18 protein-coding genes, 7 tRNA genes and 1 rRNA gene are annotated in these 26,477 nt (G+C 51.8%); 8 read left to right on the top strand and 18 right to left on the bottom strand.

Annotated features, from left to right (window positions below; genetic code table 11):
- Nucleotides 1-93 precede the first annotated feature (93 nt).
- From fabV to NSQ73_RS05475, 4 genes are all read left to right on the top strand, one after another.
- Nucleotides 94-1,284: an enoyl-ACP reductase FabV gene (gene fabV / locus NSQ73_RS05490; RefSeq protein ID WP_340985658.1), complete on the top strand. Its 1,191-nt coding sequence runs from the start codon at nt 94-96 to the stop codon at nt 1,282-1,284.
- 166 nt (nt 1,285-1,450) lie between these two features.
- Complete coding sequence (locus NSQ73_RS05485) at nt 1,451-2,041, top strand: PadR family transcriptional regulator (RefSeq protein ID WP_340985657.1); 591 nt, start codon at nt 1,451-1,453, stop codon at nt 2,039-2,041.
- Nucleotides 2,034-2,810 (top strand): EFR1 family ferrodoxin, encoded by a 777-nt coding sequence (locus NSQ73_RS05480; RefSeq protein WP_340985656.1) that lies wholly within the window; start codon nt 2,034-2,036, stop codon nt 2,808-2,810. The genes NSQ73_RS05485 and NSQ73_RS05480 overlap by 8 nt, the downstream gene beginning before the upstream one ends.
- A gap of 14 nt (nt 2,811-2,824) precedes the next feature.
- Nucleotides 2,825-3,283, top strand: a complete 459-nt coding sequence (locus NSQ73_RS05475; protein ID WP_340985655.1) for a hypothetical protein — start codon at nt 2,825-2,827, stop codon at nt 3,281-3,283.
- Nucleotides 3,284-3,461: 178 nt separating this feature from the next.
- On the opposite strand, the gene tnpB is transcribed toward NSQ73_RS05475, so the two are convergent.
- Entirely contained in the window at nt 3,462-4,604 is a 1,143-nt protein-coding gene (gene tnpB, locus NSQ73_RS05470) for an IS200/IS605 family element RNA-guided endonuclease TnpB (RefSeq protein WP_340985654.1), read from the bottom strand.
- Between the two features lie 193 nt (nt 4,605-4,797).
- A complete protein-coding gene (locus tag NSQ73_RS05465; protein ID WP_340985652.1) occupies nt 4,798-5,556 on the bottom strand; it encodes an SDR family oxidoreductase in 759 nt (252 codons plus the stop codon).
- A gap of 296 nt (nt 5,557-5,852) precedes the next feature.
- On the opposite strand from NSQ73_RS05465, the gene NSQ73_RS05460 reads away from it, so the two are divergent.
- The 3 genes from NSQ73_RS05460 (at nt 5,853) to yidC (ending at nt 9,695) form a co-directional block, all read left to right on the top strand.
- Complete coding sequence (locus NSQ73_RS05460) at nt 5,853-6,986, top strand: glycoside hydrolase family 88 protein (protein WP_340985651.1); 1,134 nt, start codon at nt 5,853-5,855, stop codon at nt 6,984-6,986.
- 588 nt (nt 6,987-7,574) lie between these two features.
- Nucleotides 7,575-8,441 carry a helix-turn-helix transcriptional regulator gene (locus NSQ73_RS05455; RefSeq protein WP_340985650.1) on the top strand — a complete coding sequence of 289 codons (867 nt, stop codon included), beginning with the start codon at nt 7,575-7,577 and terminating at the stop codon, nt 8,439-8,441.
- Nucleotides 8,442-8,852: 411 nt separating this feature from the next.
- Nucleotides 8,853-9,695 (top strand): membrane protein insertase YidC, encoded by an 843-nt coding sequence (yidC, locus tag NSQ73_RS05450; protein ID WP_340985649.1) that lies wholly within the window; start codon nt 8,853-8,855, stop codon nt 9,693-9,695.
- Between the two features lie 175 nt (nt 9,696-9,870).
- Here the strand turns inward: yidC and NSQ73_RS05445 are convergent, their stop codons facing one another.
- The 7 genes from NSQ73_RS05445 to NSQ73_RS05415 all read right to left on the bottom strand — a co-directional run bounded on the left by NSQ73_RS05445 (nt 9,871) and on the right by NSQ73_RS05415 (nt 21,716).
- Nucleotides 9,871-13,647, bottom strand: coding sequence for an Ig-like domain-containing protein (locus NSQ73_RS05445; protein ID WP_340985648.1), 3,777 nt, complete (start codon nt 13,645-13,647; stop codon nt 9,871-9,873).
- A 127-nt stretch (nt 13,648-13,774) separates the two neighbouring features.
- Nucleotides 13,775-15,328: an ABC transporter substrate-binding protein gene (locus NSQ73_RS05440; protein WP_340985647.1), complete on the bottom strand. Its 1,554-nt coding sequence runs from the start codon at nt 15,326-15,328 to the stop codon at nt 13,775-13,777.
- 38 nt (nt 15,329-15,366) lie between these two features.
- The gene (locus tag NSQ73_RS05435; RefSeq protein ID WP_340985646.1) at nt 15,367-16,251 is read right to left on the bottom strand and encodes a carbohydrate ABC transporter permease; all 885 of its coding nucleotides are present in this window, start codon (nt 16,249-16,251) and stop codon (nt 15,367-15,369) included.
- Between the two features lie 15 nt (nt 16,252-16,266).
- Nucleotides 16,267-17,253, bottom strand: a complete 987-nt coding sequence (locus tag NSQ73_RS05430; RefSeq protein WP_340985644.1) for an ABC transporter permease — start codon at nt 17,251-17,253, stop codon at nt 16,267-16,269.
- Between the two features lie 247 nt (nt 17,254-17,500).
- Complete coding sequence (locus NSQ73_RS05425) at nt 17,501-19,810, bottom strand: helix-turn-helix domain-containing protein (RefSeq protein WP_340985643.1); 2,310 nt, start codon at nt 19,808-19,810, stop codon at nt 17,501-17,503.
- Between the two features lie 58 nt (nt 19,811-19,868).
- Nucleotides 19,869-20,642, bottom strand: coding sequence for a DUF459 domain-containing protein (locus NSQ73_RS05420; protein WP_340985642.1), 774 nt, complete (start codon nt 20,640-20,642; stop codon nt 19,869-19,871).
- Nucleotides 20,643-20,807: 165 nt separating this feature from the next.
- Entirely contained in the window at nt 20,808-21,716 is a 909-nt protein-coding gene (locus NSQ73_RS05415; RefSeq protein WP_340985641.1) for an AraC family transcriptional regulator, read from the bottom strand.
- Nucleotides 21,717-21,850: 134 nt separating this feature from the next.
- Here NSQ73_RS05415 and NSQ73_RS05410 point away from each other — a divergent pair, with 134 nt between their 5' ends.
- Entirely contained in the window at nt 21,851-23,839 is a 1,989-nt protein-coding gene (locus tag NSQ73_RS05410; RefSeq protein ID WP_340985640.1) for an alpha-amylase family protein, read from the top strand.
- A gap of 542 nt (nt 23,840-24,381) precedes the next feature.
- Here the strand turns inward: NSQ73_RS05410 and NSQ73_RS05405 are convergent.
- The 9 genes from NSQ73_RS05405 to rrf form a co-directional block, all read right to left on the bottom strand.
- Nucleotides 24,382-24,460, bottom strand: a tRNA-Leu gene (locus NSQ73_RS05405).
- A gap of 55 nt (nt 24,461-24,515) precedes the next feature.
- Nucleotides 24,516-24,592: transfer RNA gene (locus NSQ73_RS05400), tRNA-Arg, on the bottom strand.
- Between the two features lie 6 nt (nt 24,593-24,598).
- Nucleotides 24,599-24,673, bottom strand: a tRNA-Gly gene (locus NSQ73_RS05395).
- 36 nt (nt 24,674-24,709) lie between these two features.
- Nucleotides 24,710-24,787: transfer RNA gene (locus NSQ73_RS05390), tRNA-Asp, on the bottom strand.
- A 7-nt stretch (nt 24,788-24,794) separates the two neighbouring features.
- Nucleotides 24,795-24,868 (bottom strand) — tRNA-Met (locus NSQ73_RS05385).
- A gap of 40 nt (nt 24,869-24,908) precedes the next feature.
- Nucleotides 24,909-24,984: transfer RNA gene (locus tag NSQ73_RS05380), tRNA-Val, on the bottom strand.
- 87 nt (nt 24,985-25,071) lie between these two features.
- Nucleotides 25,072-25,146 (bottom strand) — tRNA-Glu (locus NSQ73_RS05375).
- Nucleotides 25,147-25,288: 142 nt separating this feature from the next.
- Nucleotides 25,289-25,807: an AAA family ATPase gene (locus NSQ73_RS05370; RefSeq protein WP_340985639.1), complete on the bottom strand. Its 519-nt coding sequence runs from the start codon at nt 25,805-25,807 to the stop codon at nt 25,289-25,291.
- A 433-nt stretch (nt 25,808-26,240) separates the two neighbouring features.
- Nucleotides 26,241-26,357, bottom strand: a 5S ribosomal RNA gene (gene rrf / locus NSQ73_RS05365).
- Between the last annotated feature and the right edge of the window lie 120 nt (nt 26,358-26,477).

The following is a 26,477-nucleotide window of genomic DNA, read 5'->3' as shown; positions in this document are numbered from 1 at the left end:
AAAAAAGATTCAAGCTTATCTTTCTATGCCATCATTTGCTATACTCTATATTAGCGAAAAAAGTTAAAAACTAAAACAAAGGGGATATCCTTGATGATTATTCAGCCAAAAACACGCGGCTTTATCTGCACGACTGCTCACCCGGAGGGATGTGCCGGACAAATACAGGAACAGATTGACTATGTACGGGCACAAAAGAAACTTACCGGTCCGGCCAACGTACTGGTCATCGGCGCTTCTACCGGCTACGGGCTGGCTTCACGGATTGCTGCCGCATTTGGTGCAGGTGCCAACACCATCGGCGTCTTCTTCGACAAAGCCGCTGAAGGTGCCCGCACAGCATCCGCAGGCTGGTACAATTCCGCTGCTTTTGAGCAGGAAGCGGCCAAGCTCGGCCTGAAATCATTCAGCATCGTCGGCGATGCCTTCTCGGATGCCATTAAGACCAAGACCATCGACCTCATCAAAGCTGAATTCGGAACCGTTGATCTCGTTATCTACAGCGTAGCTTCCCCGCGCCGTACCCATCCCGTTACAGGAGAAGTCTTCTCCTCGGTTATTAAGCCGGTTGGGGATGCTTACACGAACAAGACGATGAACTTCCACACCGGGGAAGTATCTAATGTTACTATAGAGCCGGCAACGGATGACGAAGTCCGCCAGACGATCGCAGTTATGGGCGGAGAAGACTGGGGCATGTGGATCAATCAGCTGCAGGAAGCAGGCGTGCTTGCAGACGGCGCAACAACCGTGGCCTATTCCTATATCGGACCTAAGATCACCCATCCCATCTACCGGGACGGAACCATCGGCCAGGCGAAGAACCATCTGGAACAGACGGCGATCTCGTTGAACGAGCAGCTCTCTGCTACAGGCGGACGGGCCTTCGTCTCCGTGAACAAGGCTCTGGTTACCCAGTCCAGCTCCGCCATCCCTGTGGTGCCGCTGTATATTTCCGCACTCTATAGAGTCATGAAGGAAAAAGAACTGCACGAGAACTGCATTCAGCAGATGTACCGCCTGTTCGCAGACCACCTGTATAATGGCGGTGAAGCGGCAGCAGACGGCAGCCACCTGATCCGGATTGATGACTGGGAGATGCGCGAGGATGTGCAGATCGAGGTCATGAGACGCTGGAACGAGCTTGAAACGGATAATGTTCCTGAACTTGCAGACCTTAAGGGCTACCAGGATGACTTCTTCCATCTGTTCGGCTTCCGCACCGAAGGCGTGGATTACGAAGCCGAGACCGACCCTGCTGTTGCTATTCCCAATATGGTATAAGCGTTCCGCCTAATACATGAAGCCGTTCCCTTCACCGGGAGCGGCTTTTTGGCGTGCAGATTCCAGGTTATCGCTCCAATTCGGGCATAAAATAACGTTTGACTTTAGATAATCCTTGCAGTATTTTATATCTAAAAGATATATCTTACAGATTGGATGCGTGCATATGGCTGCTAACAGAAGCAAGACAGGTTACGTGTTACTGGGACTATTAAACGAAGAGAACTTGACTGGGTATGAGATCAAAAAAATTGTAGATACCCGGCTTTCCTTTTTTTGGAGCGAGAGCTTTGGCCAGATCTATCCGGAACTGAAGCGGCTGGCTGCGGGGGGCCTGATCGCAGTGTGTGAAGAACCTGTTTCTGCAGAAGGCAAGAACAGCAAACAAAGCATCAAGTATCAGATAACCGCATCCGGAAGGTATGAATTACAGGAATGGCTCAAGACACCGGTGGAAAAAGAAACCGTACGCTACGAGCTGCTGCTTAAGCTATATTTTTCCAATTCTTCCTCTTCCGCCACCATGCTGGAGCATGTGCGGGAGTTTGAAATCAACCACCGGCGGCAGCAGCAGCTGTTCGGCAAATTCGAGGAACAGCTGAAGCAGAATCTGGATGTCCACAGTAATCACAGCCGCATCCTGATGGTCCTGTCCTTTGGCCAGAAGCTGTGGGAGTCTTACGCCGACTGGTGCGGGCAGACCATAGCTTTGCTGGAGCAGGAAATCGCAGAACATGAGAACCCGCCAAATGAATAAAACCGTGGATTTGTATTACTTTTCAGGCACGGGCAATACGAAAGCGATTGTAGACTTTGTGGGCAGAACCCTTAAGACCTATAACATCCGCATCTCCCTGAACCTGATCGGCAGCGGATATATGCCAAGCAGTCCGGTTAATGACCTGTGGCTGGCTTTCCCGGTCAATTCGCAGTCCGTATCCCCGTTCATCTGGAGATTCCTCCGGCGGCTCCCGAAGAGCCAGGGCACCAAAGTATATGTGATCGCTACGCTCAATAACTCAGCCCATATTCTGGAGCCGCTCTATACCCTGCTGAAGAATAAGAGCTACATCCCTGTCTCCGCCTGCGAGATCAGTATGCCTAATAATATGCTGGATGCTGAAGCAAGACCGGAGGAGGATCAGGCCCGGCTGAGCGCAGCCTATCAGAAAGCTGAGACTTTTGTCCATCAGGCACTTGCCGGTGAATCCGCCTGGAAGTCAGAGTATCCCTGGTCGAAGGCCGTCTCCGTTCTCTCCAGAAGAACCGTGCTGCCCTGGATGTCGATGCGGCTGATGCTCAGATTGCGGACAGTCCCCTCCAAGTGCATCAGTTGTGAATTATGCGTTCTGCAATGTCCCACCGGTAATATAGTAGTCGTCGATGATCTGCCATACCATGGGTACAAATGTGATTTCTGTATGAAGTGTGCGGCAAACTGTCCGCGGAACGCAATCGTAGTATCAGGCAAAGACAAACTTCATTTCCGCAATGCCAGAATGCATAAATCTACTTTGGAACTATAGGATGGAGAGTTCACATGGGTCTGCACATTAAAGGATTCATCATACCCTTATTAGTATTGCTGCCGAATCTGCTCTTCATTTTCTTCCCGCCCCGGAATGCTCCTGATTCTTTGGCCTCTACACCCCTGATCTTCACGATCTTGGAGCGGGCAGGCCAGATCACTTGCTTCATGATGCCTATTGTCCTGGGCCGCAAGCTTGCAGAACAGCCCCTTGGCCTGTCTGCCGGACTGATGGCTGTCTGCCTGCTGATTTATTATATATGCTGGGCCCGCTTTTACTGGAATGCGAGAGAATTTGCCGTGTTGTTCACGCCTTGGCTTGGAATTCCTATTCCTATGGCCGTCTTTCCGGCAATCTACTTCATGCTGCTTGGATTCTGGCTTGAGTCCTGGCTGCTCCTGATCCCCGCTTTTCTGTTTGCCGTGGGTCATTTGGTGAACAGCTGGAATGTTTATGCTCAGGTCCGCTAGAAGCCCGCTGGTATCCGCTTCACAACATATCGATCCTGTCTTTCTTGAATTCTCCCCCACTTAGCTAACGCTTGAAGTGGCGGATTCTTGCGAACAGAAGAGTACCCTCTTCTTATGGAGCAAGCGATCCCTGCGTTCCCGCAGTTTTACATTTTTGACGCAAGTGAAATGTTGAATTCTATCGTTTGGTTAGGTGGTGGTTAACCGCTACTTTTTCAATATTGTGAGCGGCGTTTTCGTCACGGTCATGGATCGTCCCGCAGGCCGTACATGTCCATTCCCGAACGGACAGGTTCTTCACCTCGGGGTGGATCGTGCCACACACATGGCAACGCTGACTGGTCGGCTCAAACGTGTCGGCGATCCGAAGATTTCGTCCATACCATTTCGCTTTATACGTCAGCTGTCGCACCCACTCGCCCCAAGACGCATCAGCAATGGATTTTGAAAGCTTGGGGTTCTGAATCATATTCGCCACACGCAGATGTTCGATACTGATCGTTTGGTTTTCACGAATCAGTCTCGTGGTCAGCTTGTGGAGGAAGTCATTTCGTTTATTGGCAATGCGTTCGTGAATACGAGCGATATGCTGCTTTGCTTTCTTCCAGTTGGAGCCGCCCGGAGTACGCCGAGCCATCCGCCGCTGCCAAAGCGCCAGCTTTTTCTCGTATTGACGGTAAAAGCGAGGATTGGCGATATGTTCCCCGTTTGAGCATACTGCATATTCTTTCAAACCTAAGTCGATGCCAATAGGTGTATCCACTTGGGGCAGAGGGTTCTTTTGAACTTCGCAAACGAGCGAAACGAAAAATTTCCCGCTGGCGTTTTTACGAACGGTAGCGGACAATATCCGGCCTTCCAGCTTCCGGGAGTTTGCAAAACGTATCCAGCCGAGTTTTGGGAGCTTTAAGCGACTGCCCTCCATGGCGATATTCCCGTTGGTGAATTTGGTCGTGTAACTTTGAATTGGATGCTTTCGGCTCTTGAAGCGTGGCGCTTGATTTTGCTTTTTGAAAAAACGATCAAAGCTATCCGCCACATGACGAGCAGCCGACTGCAAAGCGATGCTATCGACTTCTTTCAGCCAGTCGTATTGTGCTTTTAAACCGGGGAGTTGTGTTGCACAAGCGTGATAAGACAAGCCTTTTCCCGTTTCCGCATACCTTTGATTCCAAGCTCCCAAGAAGTAATTGAACACAAAACGGCAGCAGCCAAACATTTGACGAATGAGTTGCTGTTGCTCTGTATTGGGGTAGATCCGATATTTATAGGCTTGATGAACCAGGGGTTTCGAAGAAACATCCTGCGCAGACACGAGCATGTGCAACACCTCCTTTTAGTGAACTTATCCATATTATAGCACATATGTTCGTTTCGAAATCGAAAACTGCTGATTCATCCCCACCCTATCGAGGGTGGAGTATTCTCAGCTTTTTTAGATAAAAAACCGCCATTCCCATCAGGCTGAAGTTTTTGCAAACTTGCCCGGAGGATGGCGGTTTCTTGCAGATCTATTATGCTTCTGATACGGAAGCCGCAAGCCAGTCCGTTAACCGTGTAGGGGCAATTCGCGGATGGTCTCCGGCCGGAACAAGCGAGTGATCCTGCAATGCTGTTCCGAAATAATGTGCCTCCGTATCGCCGACCACCTGGCGCGCATCCCCCTTAGCCTTCAGCGCTTGCCGGACGAATTCATCCAGAGACAGCTTATCCGGTCCGGCCAGCTCGGCTATCCCGTTCACTGGGGCTTCAAGGGTATAATCAACCAGCGCAGCTGCTACATCCTCAGAGGCTATGGGCTGTACCCAGGCTGAAGGCAGGCGGACGACATCCCCTTCTGTAGCGGTATAGGCAATGCCCTCGGCGAAGTCGAAGAACTGGGTCGCACGCACGATGGTGTAAGGAATGGGGGAAGCCTGGATCAGCTCCTCCTGAGCCATTTTTCCGCGGAAATAACCGCTCTGCAGCAAGCCGTCAGTCCCCACTACAGATAGCGCCACATGATGCTTCACTCCTGCTTCAGCTTCAGCAGCCAGCAGATTGCGGGTCGTTGTCGCGAAGAATTCCTGCACAGCATCGTCTGCGAACGAAGGTGAATTTGCTACATCAACAACGGCATCAGCCCCTTTAAGCGCTTCTGCCAGCCCCTCACCAGTCATAGCATTGATGCCCAGAGAAGGTGATGCGGCCACAGTTTCATGACCCAGCCCCTGAAGCCGGCTCACCAATTGCTTTCCAATAAGTCCGCTCCCGCCAACCACTACAATTTTCATGTCTATTTCCTCCTGGTTTATAGCCTATATCCATAGGCCGAATATGAGTAAACGCTTTTGCAACAGACACAAACCGCCCTGCCACGGGCGCTCTGCCTCCATCCTATTTTCTTTGCTGTACATCCTGTAGACAAACTAGACCGGAGTTCTGTGACAAACAGCTTTCTCCCCGCGTAACAGGTTCCCGCCCCGTTCCTCCTAAACCGCAATTCACCTAAGAATTCGCGCAACAAACCAACATAGCAGCAGGCTTATAATAATCATAAGAACAATATAGCGATATTATGGAGGTTATTATGAACTGGAAAAATGCGATTGAGCACACACTCTCTACCACCCGCCTTAACATCAAGCGCTTTGGTGACAAATCTCCAATTGTAAGCCTGGGCGACGGCAAATATCATCTGACAGACCATACCAGCTGGACGGAAGGCTTCTGGTCCGGTATCCTGTGGCTGAGCTATGAATACAGCCAAGATCCGGAGATTCACGCCGCCGCCATCCGGACGGTTGAGTCCTTTAACAATCGCATGATTGCCGGAAAGGAGCTCGATCATCATGATATCGGCTTCCTATATTCACTGTCCGCCAAGGCACGCTGGATCACCGAGAAGGATGAGGCTTCGCGTCTGCTGGCCTTGCAGGCAGCTGATGTACTGATGAAGCGCTGGCGCTCTGCCCCGCAGCTCTTTCAGGCCTGGGGACCGGAGGGTGATGCAGACAACGGGGGCCGGATTATTATCGACTGCCTGATGAATCTTCCGCTGCTCTGCTGGGCCACTGAACAGACCGGAGATCCCAGCTATGCCGAGTATGCCCGCATTCACGCCGAGAAAAGCCGGCGCTTCCTGGTGAGGGGAGATGACTCCTCCTACCATACTTTTTATTTTGACCAGCAGACGGGGAATGCCCTGCGCGGAGGAACCGCACAAGGTTATCAGGACGGCTCCACCTGGACGCGGGGACAGGCCTGGGGGGTCTACGGCTTTGCCTTGGCATACCGCTATTTTAAAGAACCTCATTATCTGGAAACCTCCAGAAGAATGGCCCGCTATTTCCTGGAGCATCTTCCCGCCGACCATGTCGCGTATTGGGATTTCGATGCCCCGCAGGAGGAGTCCACTCCACGTGACAGTTCAGCTTCCGCCATCGTTGTATGCGGTCTCCTTGAGCTGCTGGAGCACCTGCCGGAGGAGGACCCGGAACGGGCATGGTATGAGGAAGCCGTCAACAAATCGATGGATTCCCTGCTGAACCGCTACTTTACCGCCGGCAGCCCGTCGGAAGAAGGCTTTCTGCGTCATGGCTCCTATTCAGTCAGAGGGAACTCATCTCCGGATGATTTCATGATCTGGGGGGATTACTTCTTCCTGGAGGCGCTGCTGCGTCTGCAGCAGGGTGTTCCGGGGTATTGGTACGAACGGGGATAGCATATTACTGCATCTTCATTGACTAGAATCTGATCTGCTGGTGCGCAACATCAACTGCGGCACCCGGTTGATACCCTTTATACCGGCAGGCTCTTTTACAGAGTCCTGCCGGTTTGTGCTGCTCTGGAATGAGTGCTGCCAACCATTCCCTGACGCCACAGCTCCTGCACAAAATACAACATTCTCCTCATCAAATCAGCCCAAATCCGGAATTGTTGCAGAAAATGCAGCAATTCTCCTCCTCCAAGCGGCTTAAAGGGACAATTCCTGTATTTCATACAACAATTCTCCCGAACGCCCAGGTATCTGGGAACCAAAGCTGTATTACTTACAACATTTTAGGAATGGAGTATTGGATTTTCCCGCCTGCACTGCCTCAGAGCGATTGATTCACTGTTCGTCTGATTGGTTAGTTGTTCGTCTGATTAGCTAGTTATTTTTCTGAGAGGTTAGTTGGCCGGTTGGTTGCAGCCTTAAGGGTGATTGATATAACTGTTTTATTTTTGCCAGCCGCCTATTTATACTGAAGTTAGCAGTAATGGAATTAATAGCAGTAAACTATGGTTGATAAGGGAGCGTCGCATAAGCATGGACAGGAATAGTAACAATCATCCGCCCGAGGGAATGGACCCCGGTTTGTTTATGTACAAATATAAATATATTGACGGGGAATCCCTCTATTTTCATGCACATAGGGGAATTGAAATCCTGTACATTTATAGCGGCTGCGGTGAGATCATGGTGGAGAATCAGACCTACCCTATTGAGGATCATACACTGGTCTTGTTTCAGCCCTATCAGCTGCACCGTGTAATGGTTCCTCCGGCAGAAGGCCGTTCCTATATCCGGACCAATCTGACCTTTGATCCTGGTTTCATGGACCATTATCTTTCCGCGTTTCCTATCCTGGGGCAATTCTTCCGGAACCTGTGGAGGGGCAGCCTGCGGCAGCCGGTATTCTACGGCATGAATGACACCCGGATTCCCGAGGTGCTGGAAGAGCTGCATCAGTGTACCGAGCACGCTGCTGCCGGACAGGAAGAGAACACAGGACTGCTCATCCTCCAGCTTATCCGGCAGTTTCAGACCCGGCTGCCTGGTGTCCTGTCCGAAGACAATCTCCTTCGTTCACGCGGCAGCTCACATGTCCAGCGGATTACCGAATGGCTGGATGAACATTACAAGGAGCCTTTCAGCCTTGAGGCGCTGGCTGCCAGCCTGCATCTGTCTCCCTACCATATTTCGCATGTATTCAAACAATATGCCGGCATCACACTGTCCGAATATCTGATGCAGCGGCGTGTCAGAGAAGCCTGTATCCTGCTCGCCAACACCAGCCAATCCATCGGGGAAATTGCGGTAGAAGTAGGCAATCTGTCCCCGTCTTATTTCAGCCAGATGTTCAAGAAGAGTAAAGGAATCTCCCCCGAGAAATACAGGAACAGCATCCATTGAATCTATAACGCGGTGAACCGCTTTTAAGGTTTTAAGTTAACAGGCAGGTTAATGAAACCACACAGTTCTTCGAATCGTATAACCATTATTCAAATTTTCCCAATACGGCTCATTCGGAGGTGAACTTGACTGGAGCATTTTTATGACTTGGTTCAATTGGCATTCTCAATTGCGCTCATCTCTTCCTTAGTGTTAATTCCATTCACCCATTTTTCTTTACAAGAGATACACTGGGGTCATGAAACAATTGCTGCAGCCGGTTCGACCTGGTATGTGGCTGTCAGACTGTCTCAACCGGGCGGCATTCAGAAGTGGATAGTACGTACCGTCAGACGAAGAGAAGCACCTGATGATGAAGACCATAGTCCTTCCCCACATTGAATTCCATACTTTCATTTAGGGAGGACAACGATGAAAAAGATTATGTTGCTACAAAAATGGGCCAAGCCCATTCTGGTCATCTTGATTGGAGTTATTCCGGTCATTATGCTCAGCGGGTGTTCGGCAGCATCCCAATCCAACCCGATTAATGCCGGTTCACCAGGGATATTTAACCATTTTTTTATTTATCCATTTTCGCTCTTAATCAAATTCTTTGCGGATACCTTTCACGGAGACTACGGATTAGCGATCGTGGTGATGACATTCATCATCAGACTTGCGATCCTGCCGCTCATGATGAATCAAACCAAGAAACAAATGGTTATGAAAGAAAAGATGGCCGTCCTCCAGCCGGAATTAACTGCACTTAAGGAGAAGTACAAGAACGACGTCAGTGCGGATGCCAAAAAACAAGAGCAAACCGAGATGATGCAGCTCTACCAGAAGCATCAATTCAATCCCTTAAACATGGGTTGTTTACCGATGCTTCTCCAATGGCCGATCACTCTCGCATTTTATTACGCCATTCGCCGTACCCCGGAGATTGCCGCTCACGATTTTCTGTGGTTTAACTTGGGGACAACAGATATGATTTTGCCGCTGATTGCCGCTGCGGTGTATTACGTTCAGTTCCGTGTGTCTCAATCTGTTTCAGCACAGCCTCAGCAGAATCAGAATAGCCAAATGGCTTTTATCGGATTGTTATCACCGGTCATGATGGGTTTATCTTCTTTTGCTATGCCCGCCGCGTTGCCGTTATATTGGGCAGTAGGCGGTATATTTATTATCGTGCAAACAGTGATACTCAATAAAATGTACACGAAGCCAAATGCAGCGGGTAAAAATCTGCCTGCCAGTGTAGAAGATTTATAAGATTTCAACCAGTCATAGAACAATACTAAATACAAGGCATCTGAGGCGCAGCCTCGGATGCTCTTTTTTTACCTTGGTGGCTCGTTAACATAAACGCTCCTCTTAGATTCCCAGCCTGCTCAACTGTAAAAGCGCCCTTCCCGCAGGAAGAGCGCCCTCGAAGCTTAGATTAGATTTATGGCAGTACCGAGAAAGTAATATCGTCGAACAGCATATAAGCGAAGCCGCTGGTATAGAAGCCGACCTTGCCTGAAGGGCGGTGACCCGGATCGCTGCCGGAGAGCCTTGGCGAGCCGTCCACAGATACGGCAATATCTCCGTCCCGGGCCGTCACCTTCACATCATACTCCGTATCCGGCAGCAGGTCATGTCCAGGCAGGACCGTCTCGGTCAGCTTCTGCCAGGCTGTGTTATACAGGATCCAGGCGGAGGTTCCGTCTGCCCGGGTACGGTAGCCGATCCGGGTGGAGCCGGAGCTGTCCTGGCGGTCGAAGATGTACAGGATGCCGTTATCCGGCATCACAAGCGGCGTCTTCAGCTTGAACTCCAGCTGATAAGAAGTGAAGCTGCGGTCGAGCAGGCCGGTAGCACCGTTCAGCAGTTTATAGCGGCGGTTCCCGTCCGGATCAGCAGCGATGCTGCGGTTGGGATCTACCGGCCAGCCGTTGCCCCCGTTCTCGAAATCCGTCTCATGCATGATGCTCGAGACGGTTACTGTAATGTCCGTCTTAATGAGCGGATTTACCGTTGACACAGCCGAGATAAGGGTTTCCCCTTCGTATACGGCGTGGACCACGCCCGTGCTATCCACCGTGGCAACCGCCGGATTGGCCGACTGCCAGGTTACGCCTGTATCCGGCGTATCAGCAGGATCAAAGGATAGCTGCAACTGCCGCTGTTCCCCTGCGGCAATACGCACCTTGCTCTCCGCCGGAATGATTCCGGCCAGCGTAGTCGTAAGTGCCTTGAACTGAATGTCATCGAAATGCATCTGGCTGACATTGCTGACATAGAAGCCGACTTTTCCTGCCGCGTTATGCCCCGGATCATTGCCCTTCAGGCGGAAGGCTCCATCCAGGTACACGCTGATGTCACCGCCTTTAACGAGCATTTTGACCGCATACTCTGTATTCGGCTGCAGGTCATGCCCAGGCAGCTTCACTTCCTTCAGCACCGTCCAGGCTGAATTGTACAGCAGCCAGGCGGAGGTGCCGTCCGCCCGCGTCTTGTACCCGATCCGGCTGGAGCCGCTGCCGGCCTGGCGGTCGAAAATATACAGGGTTACATTATCCCCCATAATCTCCGGCGTCTTCAGCTTGAAGCTCAGCTCGTAATCGGAGAAGGACTTGGGACTGAGCGCTGAGGCTCCGTTCAGAATCTTGTACCAGCGGTTTGGCCCAATCTTCTCAATACTGCGGTTCGCATCCTGCAGCCAGCCGTTCGCGCCGGATTCGAAATCCGTGAAATCCATTACGCCGTCGCCAGCCTCCACGTTGACCGTAACCGTAGCCGTCAGCAGCGGATTCTCCGCCGAGGCTACCGTAATGACCGTGCTGCCGACCGCCTGGCCGGTTACAATACCTGCCGTATCCACAGCTGCGATACCGGGATCGGCCGAAGTGAAGGTCAGGACGGGATGATCCGCGTTCCAAGGAAGCACCGCCGTGCGCAGCTTCAGCGTTTTCCAGCGGTCCACGGTAACTTCGCTGTCATAGACGGCTACTCCCTGAACAGGATAGCTGTCCGTGCCTGCTGTCGTGCCAGCTTTGCCAGTAACGCCGATGTCGTTAAACGGAATGTCTGGAAACCCGGGAATGACATCGAAGACATCCGCATCCGGCCGCAGCGACAGATCGCCTCCCGCCAGGTCGGTGAAGCCGGGATCTGCGGCAGTCACCCAGTTATTGGCATACTGGACCAGCCCAAACTTGTCGTATGCCCCGTACACATTGGTCGTTACACTGCGCGGAACCGACGGGTTGTAGACAACATTCCCCTGGAACGTATTGGTGTCGGGATAATACCGGTTCTCCGTGAAGAAATCCGCCAGCTCGGGATACTTCGTCAGATACGGGGTTCCGGTGAAATTATTGTTCGCCGCGAACAGCGCCTGCCACTTCGGCATGTAGTTCAGCGGTACCTGATCATCCGGCTCATCGCCCAGGAACATATCCGCATAATCATAAGGAATTTTGCTGTCGATAAAAATATTGTTGCGGGTCAGGATATGCGCGCCGCCGTTGTTTTTAATAGCCGAATTGCCCATCTTGTAAAAAATATTCTCGTCGATAGTCAATCCCATCGTGAAATTGTCGGGATATACGCCCTCCACTCCGGCTTTACTCTCGCCGATGTTATGAAAGTAATTACGCCTGATGACCGTGCCGCGCTCATGGGGCTGCTCGCCGGCATTCATGTAGATCGCACCGAGATCCGAGAAGGTGGTGCATACATCATAGATCTCGTTATACTCCACGGTATGATCATTGCCGAAGATCAGCACGCCCGGATGGGGCGCATCATGCAGCTCATTGTGCGACATGCGGTTGCCGACGCCGGACAGCAGCACCCCGGGATTGTAGGCTTTGTGATAGTAGGCAAAATCGTGAATATGCGAATTCTCCACCACATTGTTCCCTGGCGCAAGCGTCGTTTTGTTGCCGCCTGTCAGCGTGACGGCGGTGCCGCCGATATGATGAATATGGGTGCTGAGGATGGCGTGGTCCGTTCCCGGTGCTCCTTCAAAGTTGTTGTAATAGAACCGGCTCTGTGTGTTAACAAGTACCCCGCTGTTGGTAAAATTGCGGATCTCGCTGTTCAGAATACGCATATGGCTGCCGCCCATGAACACTGCAGCAGAATCGCGGCCATTCTCAAGCACAAGCTCGGAGAAGTCAATGTACGAAGCATTCAGCGCGTTGATCATCGGACTCTTCAGCATCGTGACTTCAATATCCGGATTCTCGGCGGCTGCAAACTCGGCGTTCGGCAGGAAATACAGCTTGCCCGCCTGGCGGTCGATGTAATATTCGCCCGGCATATCGATTTCCTCCAGAAGATTTTGCGCAAAATGGAAATCAGGGTACCAGTTTTTGAAGATGCCGCTCATTTCCCCGTAACGGAGGGTGATGCTTCGGGCAGCCGTGTCAATGGAAGCAATCTTGTTATACGACCACTCCCAGCTGTAGCCGAAGATCCCGTCCAGCCAGATATCGTCTGCCTGCGTCCAGTACTGGGGCCGGTCATACGTATAAGTGAAGGTGCCGCCGCGCGTATGCACCTCCCCGTCCGGGTCCTTCCTTGTCGGACCGGGATCAAGGATTTCATCCATCTGGACGGTGCTCTCATTGGGCCAGCGGGCCAGCGTCATGCCCTGTCCGGCCACATACAGCTCCATTGGCGGCACCTCGCTCAGATCATTGGCCAGATAATAGCCATGACGGCTGAGCTGGCCGTAATCGGTGATCCCGAGCGCTGCCAGATCAGCTACCAGTACCTCACTTCTAGCCTCTGTACTTATAATACGGCTGAGCACCGACGTGTCCGTGACCGGAACGAACGCTGACTTGGCCAGCTGCTCCGAACCTGACAAAGTCACGGACTCACCCGGATAAGCCGTGTAAGTGACCGGCTTGCCGGCTTCGCCTGAATCCTGCTGCCGCAGCTCGAAGCTGGACGTCCGTTCATACCTTCCTTCGCGCAAATACACAGTGACGCCGCCCTCCGGCAAGCCATCCTCCGCTTTCAGCGTCCGGATGGTATCCCGGGCTTTTTCCAAAGTCAGAAACGGGGCATTCTGCGTCCCATTATTGGAATCGCTTCCATTAGTGGCGACATAAATAACCGCCCCCGGAGACCCTCCCTCCGCCGATACAGTACCCGCAATCGGCGGGGCAGGATTGATCGTGAACAACATACTGGCGGCAAGGGCGGCAAGCAAACGTTTTTTCACCAAGGCTCCTCTTCCTTTCCGGTTAGAATGATAACGGCTCCGCCGGTATTATATCTTGGCGAAGCCGTCCATGAGCAGCAGGTTCCTGTGATCTCCTCCAAAGGTGCAGGTATATTCTCTATGAGGCTTATTTCTTCAGGCCTTTATCCTTAAGGAATTGCTCGAATTGTTTGGTTACCTCTGTTACATATTTCTCTTCGCCCGCTTCCTTCAGCTTGCCGTATAATGCAGGCCAGGTCTCTTCGAAGTCGAGTGTTCCGGTAACCAGTCCCCGTTTATATTCACCCCAGACCGCATTCAGGTTGGCGATCTCCGTATTCACCGGTTCGGAATTGAACTTGAAGGCACCTACAGGATTGACCTCTGAAGTGGAATTGATCTTTTTGGTCTCTTCCCAGACATTCTCCGGTTGCCCTTCTTTCAGATAGGAGTTGAATACGCTGCCAAAAACCCAGTCCATATTCGGCAGATAACGGGAATCCGCCTTTGCCTTGATGTACTCCCCATCGGCCTTATCATAATGTTCACCGGCAATGCCGTTACAGAGCAGATTGTACAGCTCCTTGTCAGTATTCACCAGATTCAGGAACATCATCGCGCGTTCCGGATTAGGAGCCGTACGGCTGATAGACTGGTTGGTCGTAGCCGAATAGCCGTTGGAGAACCAGTCGCTAAGCGGTACAGTAATAACTTCGTTGCCGCCGTTTTTGGCCTTCACCTCAGCCTCCACACCCGGCTTGAGAGTAACGTTGAAATCGACGGCAATTTGGCCTTTGGCCAGATAATCATTCGCTTTTTCAGTAGCGGCATCCTTGTAAATATAGCCTTCCTTATACCATTTGCTGGCCAGACGGAAATTGTCCAGTTCTTCTTCCGGATAACGCTGCAGCGTATACGTAGGATCATCCGTTTTGATATAGAAATGGTCATCCAGCCCCGGAACTACCCAATATTTGTCGTCATGGGACTGCGGATTGATGAAGGAAGTTCCGAATACGCCAAACGGAATGATATCCGGTTCATTTTGCTTGATTTGGGCCAGGAACGGTTCGATATCAGCAATTTTCTTGATGGAAGCGGTATCAAGATTGTACTTGTCAGCGAAACGTTTCTGGATAATAAATCCGTAACGGGAGCCGTTGATCTGCTGGTTCGGAATACCGTAAATTTCCCCGTCGACCGACAGACCGTCCCACATCACCTGCGGCACATCCGCCTTCAGCTCCGGCGCATATTCATCCAGCAGGGCATCCATCGGCTGGATGGCTCCTTTGCGCACCAGCTCTTCGGGCTTCAGCATGTAGCCGGTCCAGAGAATGTCGAACTTCTCGCCCGCTGCAAGCACCGTGTTCATCTTCTGCACATAGTCCCCGATCGCAACAGGCATCAGCTTCACTGTGGCATTAATCTTCGCCTTCACAAGCTTGTTGACTTCCTCCTGCACCTTCTCCTGATCGGCCTGCAGCTGCGACAGCGGATAATACCAGGTCAGTTCGACCGGCTTCAGCTCGCCTGCGTTTCCTGATTCCGGAGCCGCGCTTTGCGTGCTTTCCGCTCCGCTGCTTCCTTCGGTACCTTTCCCGGCATTACTGTTGCCGCCGTTATTGTTGCCTCCGCAGCCGGATAGCACCGATGCAACAAGCAATGCAGATGCCAGAACTCCAAACAGCTTCTTTTTCATGTAAGTGACCTCCTGTACTTTGTACATGTAATTGTATGTTAACCCTTTAGGGAGCCAACCGTAAGCCCTTTGACGAAAAACCGCTGAAAAAACGGGAAGATCACCAGCATCGGTCCGCCGGCCAGTACGGCAATCGCCATCCGCGCCGAGCTGTTGGGGAAACTCGATAGATCGATGCCCAGCTGTCCGGTAAATTCAGAGTTCGTCGTGAGAAATTCAATGCTGTTGAGCGTCCGCACCAGCAGCAGCTGCAGCGGCACTTTGTTCGGATCGTCGATGTAGAGCATCGCGTTGAACCATTCATTCCAATACGTGAAGGATATCAGAAGACCCAGAGTAGCCAGCGCAGGCATCGACAGCGGCAGGATAATCTTGAAGAAAATACGGAATTCACGCGCCCCGTCGATTTTGGCCGATTCAATGATCTCCAGCGGAATTTTGGACATGAAGCCTTTCATGACCATGATGTTGAACGGCGACAGCAGAATGGGCAGAATCAGCGCCAGCAGGCTGTCTTTCAGATGCAGATATTGCGTAATGAGAATGTAGGAAGGAACGAGCCCCCCGCTGAACAGCATGGTGAAAAATACATAGAAGGTCGTCGCCCGGTTATACCGGTAATCCTGCCGTGAGATCACGTATGCAGTCATCGCGGTCAGGAGCAGGCCGGCCAGCGCGCCAATAATGGTCACCGTGAAGGTCACTCCATAGGCGCGGAGCAGAATGTCAGGAGCGTCCAGCAGATAGCGGTAGGCATCCAGACTGAAGGTTTTCGGGATAAACTGATACCCGTTTTCGGTCAACGACTTCTCATCCGTCAGCGATACGGCGATGACCAGCAGAAACGGCAGGACGACCACAATCGACAGCACCGTAAACAGCAGATTAATGAACAGCTTGGAAAATTCGAATTTCTTGCCCACTGTCAGGGCACCTCCTTACCACAGGGAATTATCAGAATCAATTTTGCGCACGATTCCGTTTGCCGTCAGCACCAGCACCAGACCCACAACCGACTGGTAAAAGCCTGTAGCCGCAGACATGCTTACATTGCCGACTTCACGCAGCGCACGGTACACATAGGTATCGATGATATCCGTAGAGCCGTAGAGAAAACCTGAGTTGTTCGGAATAAAATAATGCAGGCCGAAGTCGCCGCGGAACATGTTGCCGATAGACAGGATCAGCATAATGATGATGATCGGGGCCATCAGGGGGATTGTGATTTTGAACGCCATCTGCCGTTTAGTCGCCCCGTCGATCCGCGCTGCCTCGTAATATTCGCTGTTAATGCCAATAATGCCGGCAAAATAAATCAGCGTGTTGAACCCCACCACTTTCCATAATTGAACCAGAATGAGAATCACCGGCCATGGCCCCGCATTCTGGTACCAGCTCACCGGATTCAGCCCGAAGGATTCCAGGGTGCGGTTGATAAAACCATCCGAATGGTTCAAGAAGGCATAGGCCACATAACCCACAAGTACCCAGGAAAGGAAGTGTGGCAGAAACAAGGCTGTCTGGTAGAACTTGCTCCACTTGGCCTTGATTTCGTTCATTAGAATCGCCAGCAGCAGTGCTGCCGAGGTACCTACCACAATGTAGGCGGTATTATATAGAACCGTATTACGGGTTATCCGCCACGCCGTATCCGTAGTGAATAAATAACGGAAATTATCCAGTCCCACCCACTTGCTGCCGAAGATGCCGAGATCATACCGGTAATTTTTGAAGGCGATAATCAGGCCGATCATTGGAATATACGCAAAAATCAATTTGTACAGGAGTCCCGGCAGTGAGAGCAGAAACAGCTCCCGGTTGTTCCGGAAATGGTGAAGCTCTCTTCTAATCCACGTTCTTCTGCGCGTTCCCGGCGGCGCACCTGAACTTGCTCTTTGTTCCGCTAGTGGAACCTTATTCAACATAACCAAAGCCCCTTCCTTTCCTTCCTTAGCTGCAGCTGTTTGCCTGTGTACCAGGCTTTGCATGACTAACAATAGCGTGAATCAGGCTTCGGTGTTACTGTACAATTGCAAGATTGCTGTAAAGAGGGGCTGTATTGTTGCCAGTTTCCTGTACCGGCCGGGCGAAGCCATACGTGGCGCAGCAAAAAGCCCGCTAAATGAACATCGCTCATTTAGCGGGCCTGGGCTTAAGGTTGCAGAGGCTTGTTTACTTGCTGCGGTCAATGGCAGACTTCAGGCGGTATTCCTTCGGCGTCGTTCCGTAGCGGCGTTTGAACAGACGGTAGAAATAGCTTTCGTTGCCGAACCCGACCTTTTCCATAATCTCTGTAACGGTCAGGTCCTTCTGCTCCAGGTACTCTTTGGCATAGGCCAGGCGGGCTGCATTGATCTGATCCACGACTGTCGTGCCTTCCTGCGCTTTGAATACCTGTCCCAGATAGACCGAATTCATCTTGAGCATATCGGCAATCCGCTGTACATTCAGATCCGGATCCGCGTAATGCTTATCAATAATTTCCTTCACCGTTTCGGCCAGCAGCCGGTTCTTATCCTCCCGCCCGCTGCGCCGCTGCTCGGCCACCTCGCGCACAACCTCCAGAAGTACGGCCTCAATCTCATCCAGCGTCTCTTTTTCCAGAATACGCCGGTTAACGGCCTGCAGGTTGACCGATACCGGGTTGACGTTGCGGTTATTCATCTCGCCAAGCGTATTGCTTAAGGTAACCGCAAGATGAAGAACCGCCGAGAACATATTCTCGTAGCTGAAGCTGCCGAGCAATTCTCTCCATTTGCGGATCGTCTGCTCTGTCTCTGCCAGATCCCCGCCCTTCAGTCCTTCTGTCAGCTGCCGTTCCAGCTCCTGCGGGATACGCAGCGATTCATTCCGCTCATTCTCCTGCAGCATTTCAGGCTCAATCACTGCTCCCTTGCCGAAGACCATCCGGTAGTTCGAGTGACGCATGGCCAAATTGTAATGCCGGGTGATGCAGCGGTAATCCGTAAACACTTCGCTCAGCGTAACCGTAAAGGTAATATGGTAATAGTCAAAAATCGTCTGCTGAAGCTCCCGGAAGCGCTCTTCCAGCTTCGCAAGTGTCCCGGCTCCGCTGCCGGTGATGAAGACCAGATGGCCGCTTTTCATATCGGCCGCTTCACAAGTGCCTTCCAGCCGCAGCTGCTCCTGGCCGATATTGGCAATGGCAAAGTACAGCAGGGATTCCATCGGCAGCCCCGGTTCTGCCGCAAGCCCCTGCAGATTGTCGATCTGTACCAGCGCCAGCCGCAGCGGCGACGGATAGGCGATGTCTATTCCGTGCTGCTCCCTGATCTGCAGGAATGCCTGTTCATCGAGGCTCTGGCTTGACCCGATCAGGCTGCGCAGCTGGTAGAGCTTCGCAATATTGGACTGCGAGGCCCGTTCCAGCTCCAGACCCTTCAGCTTGCTGATCATCTCGGTTACATTCGCCGCAATCAGCGACAGCTCATCCTTCGCCTGCGGAGCACCGCGTACATCCTGCGGCACCAGCGTCAGCAGCTGGCCCACCGGCTTATACAGCCTTAAGGCAAAGAACACGGACAGCAGGATAGCGAGCAAAGCAACAGACAGCGTGACCGCGATCTCCGTCCATTTCATTTGCCGGACGCTGCCCAGCACAACATCGTAATCCTGCATGCTGACGATCTGCCAGTTATTCAGCGCTTTGCTCAGATAAGTGACCTTGTATTTCCTGTCTCCAAACGTTTCGTTAAAAGAATTAAGCGGCGCAGCCGAAGAAGCAATCCGCGGCAGCAGGTCTGCCTTGATGTCAAGACCGGCCGGAAGCAGCCCGTCGGTTGAAATAAGCACCTCGCCGTCACTGTCCGTAATGAAGAGGACATCATCTTCCCGCTCCGCCACATGATTAAGCGCTTTCATGTTATCCAGCATCCAGCCCGGCTTCACCGTCAGAATCAGCACATTGTCATTAATGGAACCAAGAGTGTCCCCGTCATATATAAAGATCGCAAATACGTCTATCCCCTCATCCTTTCCGTCAAGGTCCAGCGGAATCAGCTGCAGCTTCGGCAGATCCGCCCGCGAGGCCATATAGTTCTTAAGGGAATCGTACAGGAGACTATTGTTAATTTCATGGTTAAGCGACGAGAAGAACCGGTGCTGGGCCCCATTGTAAAAGACGGCAGCATGCAAATACGGGGAAGCTGCCACAGTATGGTTGAGGCGCTCAATCTTGAGAATGCTCTGCCTGTAATCCGCGCCGGACTTCAGGGCGAGCAGTTCTTCGTCATTGTACAGCGAAACCGCCAAATCCTTCACGATACCATTCATATTCTCAATATTGTAATTGATTTGGGTCAGCAGCTTCCGGTCGGCTTCGTTCTGCAGGCTGAGCACCTTGCCGCGGGCATTCGAGTTCACAAATAGCGAAGCCACAGCCAGTGTGGCAACAACAAGCATAAAGCTGAGTATAATCCGCTGTAAATATTTCCGCGAGCGGATCGTCTGCAGTACATTCATAGGTGATCTCTCCCGGCTCATAGGGTGACCTTAATATAATCCCGCGCCATTTTGCTTGTCAATCCGCTTTTCCGCGGGCCGCCTCCCCCGATTCCGCACCCGGCAGCGTATCCGGCTCTGCATCGAACAAATTCCGCAGAATTGTCCGTGCGATTACCCCGTGTCCCGCTGCGTCCGGATGGATTCCGTCGCCATATCTATACGAGGCATTCAATGACCGCTCCTGCCGGATATGCTCCAGCAGCGGTGTGCGCAAATCGATGATGCCATCCGCAGGACATTCACCGGACAGAAGCCAGCCCGCATAACGCTCCAGCACCTCATCGTAATTCTGGTAAGGAGCCAGATAGCTGAAATCAGCCGCATCCGCCGGCTGCAGCCGGCCGTTCATTGACGGGGCATCGAATGGCGGCGGTGTCATCAGCACGACAGCGGCCCCGGCTTCACGGATTTGTGTGCTCAGCTGCTGCATTCCCGCCTGATAGGCTGCGAAACGCTCTTCCGACAAGGGATGATAAATCCCGTCGTTCATTCCATAGCAAGCTACGGCCACACCCGGAGACGCTGCCGCAAGCTCTCTTGCCAGCCGTTCATGGATGCAGGGACGCGGAAACGGATGCGCCGCTTCGCTCAGTCCCGAGGCCGTCTCGCTGGGGACACCGCACGGGATGAGCTCCACCGCCAGATCCGGGCGGTGCTGCTTCAGCCATTCCCGGATTAAGCGGATATACAGGCCATCCGCCGTAATGCTGTCCCCGAGGAACATAATCTTGAGATTCGCGGTTTTTTTTGTCACGCTATCAATAATCGTATTAATATTTAAAGGCAGCATATCTTCCCTCCTGATCATTGCGCCATTTCCCCGGCTTGGCCTATGCCAAGCGTTTCTCCTGCAATCTAATGGTAGCGCCACCTGCCCTTTTCCGCCTTAACGATCCCGACTTTCTTTAGCATGATATCGACATGACTGAGCTCTTGGCAGCACCCGCAGCGGCTCTTAGATTTCCTCCGTGCCGGTAGAGGCAGCTGTATCTTCCCTCTGACGCAGCCGCCGGCGGTACGCTCCGGGAGTCAGTCCAAATCTCGAACTGAACAGGCGCGTCATATAGTTGGGATCTTGAATGCCTACCCGTTCGGCAATTTCCGAAATACCCAGCACCGTACCGCCCAGCAGCTTTTTGGCTTCTTCCAGACGCAGATGGAGTACATATTGCAGTGGCGTAGTGCCGATATGCTGTTTCATGCACCTCGTAATATAATCCGCCTGGAAATGCAGCTCCTCTTCAAGTCCGGCAAGATTAAACGGCTGTCTCCAGTGGACATCCAGGTAGCCTGCCGCTGCCCGGGCCAGCCGGACCGCCGGCTCCGGCTGTGCAGTCCGTGTGCATTCCGCCTGAAGTGCCTCCAGCAGCCCGGCCAGCAGCAGGTGGAGATGCAGCGCATTACCTGCACTCAGCCTGCTGTGGATCTCGTTCATCTCATGCAGAATCGGCTCCAGCGTCTCTACGTCGACTGTGGCGTATTTTGGCATATACAGACGCTGCTGTGCAGAGGGCTCCTCATCCTCCACCGTTCCCTTGGCCAGCAGGGATGACCAGGGAATATCCTCCCGCCGGATATACGCCGGCTTAGATTCATGGATGAAGTGCACCCAATAAATTTCTGTATCCTCCTCACATGCCCGGTAACCTTCATGCGGCAGTCCCGCCTCAAGCACCAGCAGCTTTCCCGGACCCACCGCATACTCCTTGTCCTCTTCTCTCATATAGAGCGTTCCGCGCTTCACCAGCAGCAGATCATACACACCGAAGGTGCGGGCGAAATGCCGGTCCCCCGGCGGCCAGACGGCATGTCCCACCGTGACGAATTGCGGCAGCGGCGGAATTGCTAATTCCAGACACAGCACTGGCTATCTCTCCTGTCCAAGTCGATTTTGTGCTATTCAAAGTCTATAATATCACTGGCTGCCCCGGCATAAAAGAGGTACATTGACTGGGAATCCGCTTTTCATCCAAATCGTATAAGGGGCTGTGTGTATCCATGCGTTTTCGTCAGGTTCACCTGGACTTCCATACTTCTGAATTCATTCCCGGCATCGGCAAAGATTTCTCCAAATCCCAATTTCAATCCATGCTGCGTGCCGGCCATATTGACTCTGTTACGGTATTCTCCAAATGTCATCACGGCTGGGCCTATCATCCCAGTGAAGCCAATGAAATTCATCCGCATCTCTCCTTCGACCTTCTGGGGGAGATGATCGGTGCAGCTCACGAAATCGGAGTCAAGACACCGGTATATCTGTCCGCTGGCCTTGATGAGAAGCTGGCCCGCCGCCATCCCGAGTGGCTGATCCGTGATGCAGAGGACCGCACACGCTGGGTGAAGGACTTCATGACGCCGGGTTATCATGAGTTTTGCATGAATACACCTTATCTGGACGTTTTGCTGGCGCAAATCCATGAAGTAGTTTCCCGTTATGATGCTGACGGTATCTTCCTCGATATCGTCGGCGGCCGTAAATGCCGCTGCCAGTACTGCGTCTCGGCACTGCAGGCAGCCGGCCAGGATCCCCGCGATGAAGCCGCCGTCACTGCCCTCGGTGAACAGACTTATCTGAATTATGCACGCCGTGTCCGGGAGACGATTGACGCGGTAAAGCCAGGCCTTCCGGTCTATCATAACAACGGTCATCAGCAGCGGGGCCGCCGTGATCTTGTCCAGGTTAACAGCCACCTCGAGCTGGAGTCACTTCCGACCGGAGGCTGGGGCTATGATCACTTCCCGCTGTCAGCACGGTACGCCCAGACCCTGGGCATGGAATTTCTCGGCATGACCGGCAAATTCCATACCTCCTGGGGCGAATTCGGCGGCTACAAGCATCCGAACGCGCTGCGGTATGAGGCCGCGCTCAGCCTTGCCCACGGTGCAAAATGCTCCATCGGTGATCAGCTTCACCCTTCGGGCTTCATGGATGAAGCGACCTATGCCCTAATCGGCGCTGCCTATGCCGAGGTAGAGGCGAAGGAGCAATGGTGCAACGGAGTGGAGTCCGTTGCGGACATCGCTGTCCTGTCCCTGGAGGCGGCCCGTGAAGCCTGCCCTGACGGACAGGCGCTGAAGGGACAGCGTAATCTGGCTGATGCAGGAGCAGTGCGTATACTGAGTGAAGGACACTACTTGTATGATATCGTGGATACATTCAGTGATTTCGCCGCTTACAAAGTGCTGATCCTGCCGGATGAAGTACCGGTATGGCCGGAATTGGCTTCTGCTATTGAAGCCTTTATCGCAGAAGGCGGCAAAGTGTTGGCCACCGGCCGTTCAGGACTCAATACGGCAGGTGATACCTTTGCGCTGAATCTGGGTATCCGCTGGCTGGGAACAAACCCGTACCGTCCGGCGTATTTCCATCCGTATTTCACGCCCGGCGCCCTCCTGCCCGCTTCCTATGTAATGTATGGTGAAGGTCAGCTGGTAGAATTGCGGGAAGGACAATCGCTGGGTCACCTGGAGAATCCGTATTTCAACCGCGATGTCTTTACTTTCTGTTCGCATCAGCATACACCTGGTACCAGAGAAGATAATGGACCGGCCATGGTTGAGAGCAGCAGCGGTATCTACATCGCCTGGGATGTGTTCAGCGACTATGCGGAAGGTGGCCACCTTATCCTCAAAGAAATGGTGCTGCATGCGCTGTCCCGGCTGCTGCCGCGTCCCACCCTGCGCACTTGTCTGCCGGCCCGGGGAATAACGACCCTGCAGTACCAGCCTGCGGAGAAGCGCTATGTGCACCATCTGCTCTATGCCGCCCCTGCACTGAAGGGCCGTATCGAAGTCATCGAGGACATCGTGCCGCTGCGGGACATTTCTGTCAGCCTGAACCTTCCGTCTCCTGCCCAAGTCCAGCGGGTCTATCTGGCTCCTTCGATGACTGAACTGCCTTTCACAGCAGGCCGAAACGGTGAACTCACATATACGGTTCCTTATCTCGAGAATCACCAGATGGCAGTGATAGAGCTTGCCCCTTAAAAACAAAATTCACCCTACAGGTGAATCCAGATCATACTTATTGATTGCGTTTCCCCTCAGTTGAAGTTTACCGGGCGGGCTCTATATGAACTATCCGCTCAGCAGGCGGACTGAGATTCCGTTATTTGAGCAGATCTGGCGAAATCGCGGAGTATCCGGACTGAGATTCCGCTAATTGGCCTGAACTTCCACATTTTAAGTCCAAATGAACAACATAGCGGATTCTCAGTCCTCTTTCACCTTAGGAGGCATGTTTTCGGCAAAATAACGACTTCTCAGTCCGCTTCAGCAAGGAATTCCTGTTTGTTGCATAGTAGTCACAGTCACCGGGCTCTTATTAATTACTGCGGGTAGTCATAACAATGAAGAAAACCGGCGGCGGATGCCGGAAGAGTCAGAGGAATTATACCGCTTGGAATGACTGGCTTATTGGGAGCTAAGTTAAAGGTAATCGACAATAGCTCAACCTGTATAATTACCTTAAAGAAAAAACAGGCTTACAAATTTGCCCGAAAGCAAATCTGTAAGCCTGTTTATGATGATACCGGCGAGAGGACTCGAACCTCCACGGTTTCCCTCTCGATTTTGAGTCGAGCGCGTCTGCCATTCCGCCACGCCGGCAAATTATAGGTACATATCCCTTAAGGACACTTTGAGTATTCAACAAAGTTATAAATGGCGCGCCCTGAGAGATTCGAACTCCCGACCTTTTGATTCGTAGTCAAACGCTCTATCCAGCTGAGCTAAGGGCGCAAAATATGGAGCGGACGACGGGAATCGAACCCGCGACCCTCGCCTTGGCAAGGCGATGCTCTACCGCTGAGCCACGTCCGCACACGGTATGTATTCAATATGTTACTTAAGTAAAAATGGCGGAACCGACGGGATTCGAACCCGCGATCTCCTGCGTGACAGGCAGGCATGTTAGGCCAACTACACCACGGTTCCAAAACAATTGCGGGGGCAGGATTTGAACCTGCGGCCTTCGGGTTATGAGCCCGACGAGCTACCGGGCTGCTCCACCCCGCGTCAGTAATAAATGTATTCACTTCTATCTTGCAAGTCTCCATGGTGGAGGCTGAGGGGTTCGAACCCCCGACCCTCTGCTTGTAAGGCAGATGCTCTCCCAGCTGAGCTAAGCCTCCATCGAAGAAGCAACTTAATGATCATAACACATTCTCATGAGATATACAATCATTATTTATTTCAACCTTAGAGATTGAAGAAGATTATGGTGACTCGTATGGGATTCGAACCCATGTTACCTCCGTGAAAGGGAGGTGTCTTAACCCCTTGACCAACGAGCCATATCAACAAACAATCTTTCGACAACAAAAAGTATTATATCAAATATATGATTATAGTGCAATAGAAAACACAATAATTATTAAAATCTATTATCCTTCCACTTCAACACTAATCTGAACCGCCATTGCAGATCTCCCTTTTCTATTCCCAGGTCTCCAACAGAGACATAATAATTCCAGCTACCTCTGGAATGGATATCTGCTCAGTGTCCACATAACACTCAAAGAGCTTGTTCTCCAGCCCTGTAAGACATCTCTCCATCTGTACAGCAGCCCAGGAGCCCCTGCCTTCACCACGGCCCTTCAATCTGCTATACAGGGTCTCAGTGGAAGCAGTCAACGTGAAATGACGAACTACTATCCCTTCGCTTCTTAGTCTGCCCACAATCTGCATAAAGTAGTCTGTATCTACTAGGGTCATAGGTACAATAATCGTTCCATTATACTCTGAATCTATGTATCTAAGCATTGAATACGTAAGCTCACGCCAGAGCGGATGGCTCTGAAAATCGTTTTTTGACATGCCTCCTGGAAGGTTATCACGGATATAAAAGCCGGCATTCTCCGGATCGAATACATAAGAATGTGGAATACTCCGGTGGAGCTCAATCGCTGTTTGCGTTTTTCCTGAACCAAAGGTTCCATTCAGCCAAATAATCACATACGCACCTCCCCGATACATACACCAATTATAATTCATATACAAATAGACTATATAAACCATACTTTAGATTACAACTAAATTAGTAACCGATTACTGCTTATGTGATACGTAATTTATTAAATTACCCACACCTGATTCGTCGCTTTCAGATTTGATATTCTTAAGTTACCACTGTACAGGCTTAAATGTTGTACGTATTTTGCAGGAAATACAAGAATTGCCCGGCTATGTCGCCTGTAGGAAGAGAAATGCTGCTTTTCATACAATATTTTTGGATTATAGCCGAGATTATGAGGAGAATGTTGTATTATGAGCAGGAATTTTAAATTCATTCCGTTTCTTCCCCTCAGGCAGCGGGCTAAAATCGTGAAATTCATGTGTTAACTGTACAACAAAAAACCACCGTTGAATATCAACAGTGGTCTTAAGTGCTTGGCGGCGTCCTACTCTCCCAGGACCCTTCGGTCCAAGTACCATCGGCGCTGGAGGGCTTAACGGTCGTGTTCGGGATGGGTACGTGTGGAACCCCTCCGCTATCGCCACCAAACGGCATTTGATATACAAATGCTATAATTCAGGTCTCAGCATCGCCAAATGCTGAAAACAAATTTTCTCTATAGAACTGCTTGAGCTCTATAAATTACAATTTGATTCCTGAAAACTGAAT

Origin of the sequence: Paenibacillus sp. FSL R10-2736 (assembly GCF_038000245.1) — a bacterium.
Taxonomy (GTDB): domain Bacteria; phylum Bacillota; class Bacilli; order Paenibacillales; family Paenibacillaceae; genus Paenibacillus_AQ; species Paenibacillus_AQ phytohabitans.
This window is presented reverse-complemented; position numbering and strand designations above follow the sequence as displayed.

Excerpts from the sequence above, each read along its gene's own strand:
- NSQ73_RS05430 (WP_340985644.1), bottom strand. The coding sequence starts at position 17,253 with ATGTTGAATAAGGTTCCACTAGCGGAACAAAGAGCAAGTTCAGGTGCG.
- NSQ73_RS05455 (WP_340985650.1), top strand. The coding sequence starts at position 7,575 with ATGGACAGGAATAGTAACAATCATCCGCCCGAGGGAATGGACCCCGGT.
- fabV (WP_340985658.1), top strand. The coding sequence starts at position 94 with ATGATTATTCAGCCAAAAACACGCGGCTTTATCTGCACGACTGCTCAC.
- NSQ73_RS05460 (WP_340985651.1), top strand. The coding sequence starts at position 5,853 with ATGAACTGGAAAAATGCGATTGAGCACACACTCTCTACCACCCGCCTT.
- NSQ73_RS05475 (WP_340985655.1), top strand. The coding sequence starts at position 2,825 with ATGGGTCTGCACATTAAAGGATTCATCATACCCTTATTAGTATTGCTG.
- NSQ73_RS05425 (WP_340985643.1), bottom strand. The coding sequence starts at position 19,810 with ATGAATGTACTGCAGACGATCCGCTCGCGGAAATATTTACAGCGGATT.
- NSQ73_RS05485 (WP_340985657.1), top strand. The coding sequence starts at position 1,451 with ATGGCTGCTAACAGAAGCAAGACAGGTTACGTGTTACTGGGACTATTA.
- NSQ73_RS05480 (WP_340985656.1), top strand. The coding sequence starts at position 2,034 with ATGAATAAAACCGTGGATTTGTATTACTTTTCAGGCACGGGCAATACG.
- NSQ73_RS05410 (WP_340985640.1), top strand. The coding sequence starts at position 21,851 with ATGCGTTTTCGTCAGGTTCACCTGGACTTCCATACTTCTGAATTCATT.
- yidC (WP_340985649.1), top strand. The coding sequence starts at position 8,853 with ATGAAAAAGATTATGTTGCTACAAAAATGGGCCAAGCCCATTCTGGTC.
- NSQ73_RS05465 (WP_340985652.1), bottom strand. The coding sequence starts at position 5,556 with ATGAAAATTGTAGTGGTTGGCGGGAGCGGACTTATTGGAAAGCAATTG.
- tnpB (WP_340985654.1), bottom strand. The coding sequence starts at position 4,604 with ATGCTCGTGTCTGCGCAGGATGTTTCTTCGAAACCCCTGGTTCATCAA.
- NSQ73_RS05440 (WP_340985647.1), bottom strand. The coding sequence starts at position 15,328 with ATGAAAAAGAAGCTGTTTGGAGTTCTGGCATCTGCATTGCTTGTTGCA.
- NSQ73_RS05420 (WP_340985642.1), bottom strand. The coding sequence starts at position 20,642 with ATGCTGCCTTTAAATATTAATACGATTATTGATAGCGTGACAAAAAAA.